Raw genomic sequence first — 7565 nt, 5'->3', positions numbered from 1 at the left:
GAATTCGATTCGGCCGCAGCCGTACTCACCGCCGCCATCGCCAGCGTCAGCATCGACTGTGACGACGAGTTGCCGGAGCGGGCCGATCGGGTGCTCGCCCCGGTCGTGCGGGAGGCGGTCACCAATGTGCTGCGGCACAGCAGCGCGACCCGCGTCGAGATCCGGTGCCGGAGCCGAAATCGTCAGGTGCGGCTCGATATTCACAACGACGGTGTGAGCGCGGCCGAGCCGGGTGGCGGCGGGCAGGGCCTGCGCAATATGCGGGCCCGCGTGCTCGACGCCGGTGGCTCCTTCACGACCTCGATCGGTGACGGCGAATTCCGGCTGGAGGCCGCGCTTCCCTTCTGACCCGTGCATTCTGCACGGTCCGGGCCCTGCCGGACGCATGCGCGATCGGTGCCGCACGCACTACAACGCGCCCCGCGCCGATGTGAGTCTTGTTCTCGTTCGCCCGACAAGAACGAAGGAACGAGGACATATGGCCGTGGTCCGGCTGCACAGATTTCGAGTGGCCCGCGCCGATCTCGACACCCTGCTGACCCAGCGCAGCACCCTCATCGACGGCCTCCGCCTGGCCAATCCGGGCCTGACCGGCACCCGTCTCACCCGCCTCGAGGACGGCACCTACCTCGATGCCTGGCGCTGGGATCGCGCCGAGCACATGCTCGCCGCCCTCACCGCCGCACAGGGCGTCCCGCTCGTCGGGGCCACCGAGGCGCTGATGCTGGACGCCTCCGCCCTGACCGGCGAAATCATCGACGAACGTCCCTGACACCCAACCACTTTCGAAGGATGACCCTCATGAACATCGCCTATCACGTCGTCGGAATCGTCGCGGCCCTGTGGATCGGATTCTCCGGCTTCTCCCTGTTCACCGAGAAGCAGTTCGTGGTCGAGCCGCTCGAGCAGTACGGCGTCCCCAAGTCCTGGTGGAACTGGCTGGCGACGGCCAAGACCGCGGGCGCGCTGGGCCTGATCGCCGGGTTCTTCGTCCCCGTCGTCGGCGTCGCGGCCGCGATCTGCCTGGTGCTGTACTTCCTCGGCGCGTCCGCCACGTCCATCCGGGCGGGGCATGCCGGGTCGGCCATTTTCCCAGTGCTCTACCTGGTTCCGGCGGCCGCGACGGTGGCCCTGCAACTCGCCAGGTGAATCCTGCGGGTCGGGTGGCCCGAAACGGGTTCGTCCGCGTCCGGTTTCGAGTATTTTCGCAACACGTTCCAGTTCCGTCGGCGACTCGCGGCGGAGCCGGCGTGGGCGGAAGGGACTGGTCATGGCATCGACGGATTACATCATCATCGGGTCCGGGAGCGCCGGGGCCATCATCGCCCGGCGACTGGCCGATTCCGGCGCGACCGTGACACTGTTCGAGGCGGGCCGGACCGACAAGGGTCGACTGGTCCGCAAGCCCGGCATGATCGGGCCGATGCACAGTGTGCCCCAGTTGAAGCAGCGCATCGACTGGGGCCACTACACCGTCGAGCAGAAGCACGCCCTGGGCCGCGCCATCCCGCAGACGCACGGCAAGGTGGTCGGCGGTTCGAGTTCGGTCAACGGCATGGTGTTCGTGCGCGGCAACCGCCGCAACTTCGACGACTGGGCCGCCGAGGGCAATGACGGCTGGGCGTATCGGGATGTGTTGCCCAGCTTCAAGAAGTTCGAGTCCTTCGAGGACGGCGCGAGTGACTTCCGCGGCGACACCGGCCCGATCAAGGTGATCCGCGCCCGCGATCTCACGCCCGCCTCCGAGGCGTTCATGCGGGCGTTCACCGACACCGTCGACCTGCCGCTCAATCCCGACTACAACGGCGCCGAGCAGGACGGTATCTCGATCCTGCAGCAGAGCAACAGCAATGGTCTCCGCTACAGCACCTCGGTCGGCTATCTCGACGACCGGCCGAAAAACCTGACGGTGCTGCCGAATACGCAGGTCACGCGAATCGTGATCGAGAACGGCCGGGCGACCGGGGTCGAGTACCGGACCGTTGAAGGCGGTCTCGAGGTGCTGCACGCGGACCGCGAAATCGTGGTCAGCGCAGGCGCATTCGGCTCGCCGCAACTGCTCATGCTCTCCGGCATCGGACCGGCCGATCACCTGCGGGCCTTCGGCATCGACGTGGCCGCCGACCTCCCGGTGGGCGACAACCTGCACGACCACCTGTTCGTCCCGATGTCCTTCGCCATGCCGACCGCGGTGCGCCGTTCCGCGCCGGGCTATTTCGCCCGCGCTTTCGTGCGAGAGTCGCTGCGCAACAACAGCACCTGGCTGGCCCGCAGTGTCTTCGAGGCGGTCGCGTTCCTGCGCACTCCTTACGGCGGTGAAGCCCCCGACCTGCAGCTGCACGTCCTGCCGTGGGGTTACCCCGGCCCGAACCAGGACGCCCCCATCCGCCACGTCCCGGACCCGCGCCGCTCACTGACGGTCCTGGTGACGATGATCTATCCGCGCAGCCGCGGTACCGTGCGCCTCACCTCCGCCGACCCCACCGCCGCCCCCGCCATCGACCCCAACTATCTCGCCGAACAGAACGACCTCGACACCCTGGTACACGGCATGGAGTTGACCCGGGAAGTCATGGCCGCCAAGTCGATCGGCCCGGCCGTCGACACCGAGATCGCTCCCGGTCCGCAGTACTCCACCCGTGCCGACCTCGCCGCCGAGGTCCCCAATCGCGCCACCACCGTCTACCACCCCGTCGGCACCTGCCGCATGGGCGTCGATGCCCGCGCGGTCGTCGACCCCACCCTGCGAGTCCGGGGCATCGAGGCCCTCCGGGTGGCCGACGCTTCCATCATGCCCAGCATCGTCGGCGGCAATACCAACGCCGCCACCATGATGATCGGCGAGCACGCCGCCTCCCTCATCCTGGGCTGACCGCCGTTCGAATCGGATCCATGAGGAGTACAAGACACGTGAAGAGTTCGGCCCGGTTGCGGTGGTTCGCGGCGTCGACGGTCTGCGGCACCGCCGCGATGCTCGCGGCGATGGCGCCGGTCGCTACGGCCGCCACCGGCGGTAAAACCCTTGTGGTACTGGGTGATTCCTACTCGGCCAACGCGGGAATCCTGGACCTGATCGACAAGGGCGGCGATACCGTCTGCAAGCACGTGCCCACCTCCTGGCCGACACAGCTGACGCAGCGACTCGGCCTGGCGGCCGACGATGTCGAGGACAACTCGTGTCAGGGCGCCACCCTCGACACCTCCGGCTGGACCCTGGCCCACCAGGTGAAACGGGCCATGTCCGATGGTGCGCTCGGTCCCGATACCCGGACCGTGACGATCCAGCTCGGCATGAACGATGCCTGGGGTACCGACAATCCGGTCGCCCTTTCGCATGCCGTGCCGTGCCTGACCGACCTGATCGACGGTTGCGGACCGGAGGCCGCGGCGCAGGGCCGCACCCCCGACCCGGAGACCATTACTGCGGCGGCCTATGCCGACCGCGTCCGGCAGGCGATCGTCTACCTGCGCTACTACGCCCCGAACGCGCGGATCGTCTTCGTCGGCTACCCGGAAATCCACTCTCCCGGTGGCGATTCCGCCTGCACGAGCGTCCTCGGCCTGGAGGTGATCCAGCCCCGCGCCGGTGCGATCACCGCATTCCTGGACCGGCTCGACACCGCGCAGCGCGGGGCCGCCGCCCAGCTCGACGCTGATTTCCTGGATGCCCGGGCGGTCAGCGCCGGACATGGCGCCTGCACTCCGGACCCGTGGGTCGACGGCGTCTTCGACCCGGCCACCGAAGTTCTCGGTTTCCCCTGGCACCCCAACGCCCGCGGCGATTCGATGCTCGCCGCCGCTGTGCAGGACTGGATCGCGCGGCGGTGATCCTCGGAGGATCCGGCGTCAGGACAGTTTCGCTTCGGGGGCGAAGGCGGGCAGCTTCTCGAGACTGCTGCGCACGGCTTCGGCGCCGTAGTCGAACATCTGGTTCTCGTAGTCGGTGACGGCGTCGAGCAGGTCCCGGCGGCCCTGATCTGCTTCGATCAGGCTGCGGCGCAACAGATCCGCGTCGCGCAGGGCGGTGTTGGCGCCGTTGCCGCCGGTGGGGGAGGTGGCGTGGATGGCGTCGCCGAGCAGGGTGACCGGGCCGGGGGTCCAGCGCGCGCCGGGCTCGACCACGCGGATGGACAGCAGGGTGCTGTTGTCCGGGTCGGCCTGCTCGATCAGGGCGCGTAACTGCGGGTGCCAGCCTCGCATTCGGGAGAGCACGGCGTCCTGCGCGGTCAGATCCTCGAGCGAGCCGTTCGGCGGGAGGATCATGGCCCAGCGCACGTAGTCGCCGATGTCGGGCAGCGTGACTTCGGGGGCCAGTTGTTCGGCGGCCTGCTTGGGCGGGGTGCGGAAGCGCATCGCGCCGAGCAGCAGGCTGACGCCGTCGCCCGCGATCTTCGAGCCGAAAGCCTTGGACAGGCCGTCGAATTCGGCGGTCAGCGGGGTGCGGCCGATGACGAATCGGACGCCCGTGTCGGTCGGCAGGGTCTGCGGCGACAGCACGCCGCGGACCGCGGAGGTGACGCCGTCCGCGCCGGCGAGCAGGTCGGCGGTGGCCGAGTCGCGGTGGGCGAAGCGGGCTCGGACCCGGCCGTCGTCCAGCAGGTCGTAGCCGGTGAGGGCGGCATCGGTGTGGACGGTGAGATCGGTCAGCAGGAGGTGCCGCAGCACCTGGCGGTCGACCACGATGCCGGTGCGGCCCGCGCCGAGCCTGCCGATCTCGTTGAGCTGCGGGTCCAGGATCAGCTGTTCGGCGGTGGCGTCCATGACGATCTCGTCCAGTAGCGGATGCCAGCGGGTCGGCAGGCAGTCGCGGACCGCCTGGAAACCGATCGGGTTCAGGACGAGCCGGTAGCCCTGGAACCGGGCCACGATGCCCGGATCGCGCTCGAACACCGCGGCCTCGATCCCGGCACCGCGCAGACCCTGCGCGAGAGCCAGACCTCCGAGCCCTGCTCCGACGACGGAAACTCGCATGACGCACCTCCTGGACATCGACACGAACTAAGTTCGTTCTGACGAACTAAGTTCTACGTGACGAACATTGTTCGTGTCAAGCTATAGTGGCCGTCATGCCCGCCGATCCCCGTCAACGCCGCGCCGCCCGCCACGCCCAGCCCGCCGCCGAGGCCACCGCGCCGACGCCGCGCAAGCAGCCGATCACCGTCGAGCGGATCACCGACGCCGCCTTGGAGGTCGTCGCCACCGAGGGGTATGACGCGCTGACCATCCGCCGGGTCGCCGCCCTGCTCGGGACCGGTCCGTCCTCGCTGTACGCGCACATCGTGAACAAGGACGACATCGACGAGCTGCTGATCGGCAGGCTGTATGCCGAAGTCGTGCTCCCCGAACCGGATCCGGACGCCTGGCGGGAACAGCTGCTCGGGGTCTACACGCAGATCCGCGACCTGTACCTGAGGTATCCGGGTATTTCGCGCGCCGCGCTGGCCATGGTGTCGACCAATCTGGAAACGCTGCGCGTGGGGGAGGGGATCCTGGCGATCCTGCTCGCGGGCGGCGTCGAACCGAAATCGGCCGGATGGGCCCGCGATGCGATGTCCCTCTATGTCAGTGCGTACGCACTGGAACAGTCCCTGGTCCAGCGGCGACGTGGCAGCCAGGATCAGGATTGGGTGCTCAGCCACGAGGAACTGCTCGACCGCTTCACCGCACTGCCCGCCGATCGCTTCCCGCAGACCAAACGCCATGCCGCCGAACTGATCTCCGGCACCGGACCCGACCGCTTCGACTTCGCCCTCGGCCTGCTCATGGACAACCTGCCGACTGCCGCGCGCTGACCGGGGATTGACACCGCGATCTGATTCGCCGCGGCGGTCTCAGGGTGATTCGAATAGGCCGGGCGGCGCCTCGATCAGCCGCAATGGCAGCAGTTCGTCGGAGTGTCCGGAAGCGACGGAGCAGTATTGGAACGGCCCGTTCGGATCGAACAGCACAGCCATATGTGGATCCGCATGGTCGAGAAACCACACGCTCAACCCGGCATTGCCGTCGAGCCGGTAGTGCTCCCACGTCCGCCACATGGCATCGAGGCGTGCCACCGCCTCGGAGTGTGCCCACCACCGCGGGCACCACACGCGCCGCCCGTTCCCGGTTTCGCGCCGGTAGACAAGGCTGAGGTAGTTCTCCACGAACTCGACCACGGATCCGAACACCGCCGGCGGCTTTCTTGCGTCCACAAACTCTTGAAGATACTCGGCCACAAGAGATTCGGCGTCTCGTGGTGGCTTGCGGTATGCCCGGGAGGAATCGAACCTCCAGCCTTCTCCTTCGTAGGGAGACGCTCTGTCCAGTTGAGCTACGGGCACAGGGCTCCGCGCGGATGTCCTCATCGACATCGCCTCGGCAGTGAGGGGCGCGGAGCAGGATGGTTGGAAAAGCCGAAGAATGAGGAAGGCCGCTCCCGTGAATGCTGGGAAGCGGCCCTGAATGGTCTGCGATGATCGAGACCTCAGTGGCAGCTCCGTGCGTCGGCGCATACGCGAAGGAAGCGGCGTCGGCCGAGAGTGAACTGCTGCTTACACATTGTCGCGGGGCCGCCTTCCTGTCGTCGTGGCCATGTCTCACAGTCAAGGTAGCAGCGCGATTCCCAAGCGGTAAACCCATTTTCGAACGAGTGCTGATCTTGAAGTGGTGGCGGATTGCTGAGGGTGGCGGCTTGCGGGGGATGTGGGGGGTGTGCACGTAGGGTTGGGTGGCATGACGCTCGAGGAGGTTGTGGCTGAGCTTTATGGGCTTCCGCCCGGGGAGTTCATTGCTGCGCGCACCGAGCGGGTGCGGCAGGCGCGGGATGGCGGGGATAAGGAGTTGGCGGCTGCGATCGGGCGGCTTCGGCGTCCGACGGTGGCCGCGTGGGCGTTGAATCTGTTGTCTCGTGAGGCGAGTGATGAGGTTCGCGCGCTGTTGGAGGTGGGGGATGCTCTACGGGAGGCGCAGCGGCGGCTGTCGGCCGAGCAGCTGCGGGCTCTCACTACACAGCGGCAGAAAGTCGTGAACGCCGTTACCCGCAAGGCCGCCGAGTTGGCCGCGGGACGGGGGCAGAAGCTGACCGAAGCCGTGCTGCGTGATATCGGCACGAGCCTGCAAGCGGCGCTGGCGGATCAGTCGGTCGCCGAGGAGCTGCGCAACGGAACCCTCACCGCCGCGGCCACGTACGAGGGATTCGGTCCCGCCGCACTGACCGCCGTTCCCGGCAGCAGTCGCCGAAGTGTCGAAACACGCTCGACGACAACCGATCCCACCGCGGACCGCGCCGAGCTCGAGGAAATGCTCGCCGAAGTCGAATCCGCCCGCGCGGCGGTCACTTCCGCCCGATCCGACCACGACACCGCGGCCGCCGATCTCACCGACCTCGACGCTCGTATCGAAGCCCTGCGCACCGAACTGTCCGAAGCCGAACACCGCCACCGATTCGCGGCGGCTACCGAGCGTTCCGCGCGCGAGGCCCTACAACGCGCGGAGAAACACTTGGACGGCGTCGAACGCCGCGTCGAACGTGCCCGCGAGCAATCGAGTCCATGAACGCCCGTCTGCGAACGCAGATCCAGTCGGTC

General features: G+C 67.9%; 9 protein-coding genes and 1 tRNA gene. 7 read left to right on the top strand and 3 right to left on the bottom strand.

The features are described 5' to 3' along the window. From ACWELQ_RS31710 to ACWELQ_RS31690, 5 genes are all read left to right on the top strand, one after another. Window positions 1–348: ATP-binding protein (locus ACWELQ_RS31710; RefSeq protein ID WP_452400711.1), on the top strand; the 348-nt coding region annotated here is incomplete at its 5' end. 130 nt (window positions 349–478) lie between these two features. Further along, a complete protein-coding gene (locus ACWELQ_RS31705) occupies window positions 479–772 on the top strand; it encodes a hypothetical protein (protein ID WP_452400710.1) in 294 nt (97 codons plus the stop codon). Window positions 773–801: 29 nt separating this feature from the next. After that, entirely contained in the window at window positions 802–1149 is a 348-nt protein-coding gene (locus ACWELQ_RS31700) for a DoxX family protein (RefSeq protein WP_452400709.1), read from the top strand. 121 nt (window positions 1150–1270) lie between these two features. Beyond that, a complete protein-coding gene (locus tag ACWELQ_RS31695; RefSeq protein WP_452400708.1) occupies window positions 1271–2872 on the top strand; it encodes a GMC family oxidoreductase in 1602 nt (533 codons plus the stop codon). Window positions 2873–2910: 38 nt separating this feature from the next. Further along, on the top strand, window positions 2911–3828 hold the full coding sequence (locus ACWELQ_RS31690; protein ID WP_452400707.1) for an SGNH/GDSL hydrolase family protein: 918 nt from the start codon (window positions 2911–2913) through the stop codon (window positions 3826–3828). Window positions 3829–3846: 18 nt separating this feature from the next. Here ACWELQ_RS31690 and ACWELQ_RS31685 read toward each other — a convergent pair whose 3' ends face one another. Beyond that, entirely contained in the window at window positions 3847–4971 is a 1125-nt protein-coding gene (locus ACWELQ_RS31685) for an FAD-dependent oxidoreductase (RefSeq protein WP_452400706.1), read from the bottom strand. Between the two features lie 95 nt (window positions 4972–5066). Here ACWELQ_RS31685 and ACWELQ_RS31680 point away from each other — a divergent pair, with 95 nt between their 5' ends. Next, window positions 5067–5792: a TetR/AcrR family transcriptional regulator gene (locus ACWELQ_RS31680; protein ID WP_452400705.1), complete on the top strand. Its 726-nt coding sequence runs from the start codon at window positions 5067–5069 to the stop codon at window positions 5790–5792. Between the two features lie 39 nt (window positions 5793–5831). Here the strand turns inward: ACWELQ_RS31680 and ACWELQ_RS31675 are convergent, their stop codons facing one another. Together ACWELQ_RS31675 and ACWELQ_RS31670 are read right to left on the bottom strand one after the other, a co-directional pair. Then, complete coding sequence (locus tag ACWELQ_RS31675; protein WP_452400704.1) at window positions 5832–6215, bottom strand: DUF4913 domain-containing protein; 384 nt, start codon at window positions 6213–6215, stop codon at window positions 5832–5834. 31 nt (window positions 6216–6246) lie between these two features. Then, window positions 6247–6320, bottom strand: a tRNA-Arg gene (locus ACWELQ_RS31670). A 391-nt stretch (window positions 6321–6711) separates the two neighbouring features. On the opposite strand from ACWELQ_RS31670, the gene ACWELQ_RS31665 reads away from it, so the two are divergent. Further along, window positions 6712–7533 (top strand): hypothetical protein, encoded by an 822-nt coding sequence (locus ACWELQ_RS31665; RefSeq protein WP_452400703.1) that lies wholly within the window; start codon window positions 6712–6714, stop codon window positions 7531–7533. Window positions 7534–7565: the final 32 nt, after the last annotated feature.

The organism is Nocardia sp. NPDC004722 (genome assembly GCF_053601505.1).
Note: the sequence above shows the minus strand (reverse complement) of the source record. Positions and strands in the feature narration are given on the sequence as shown.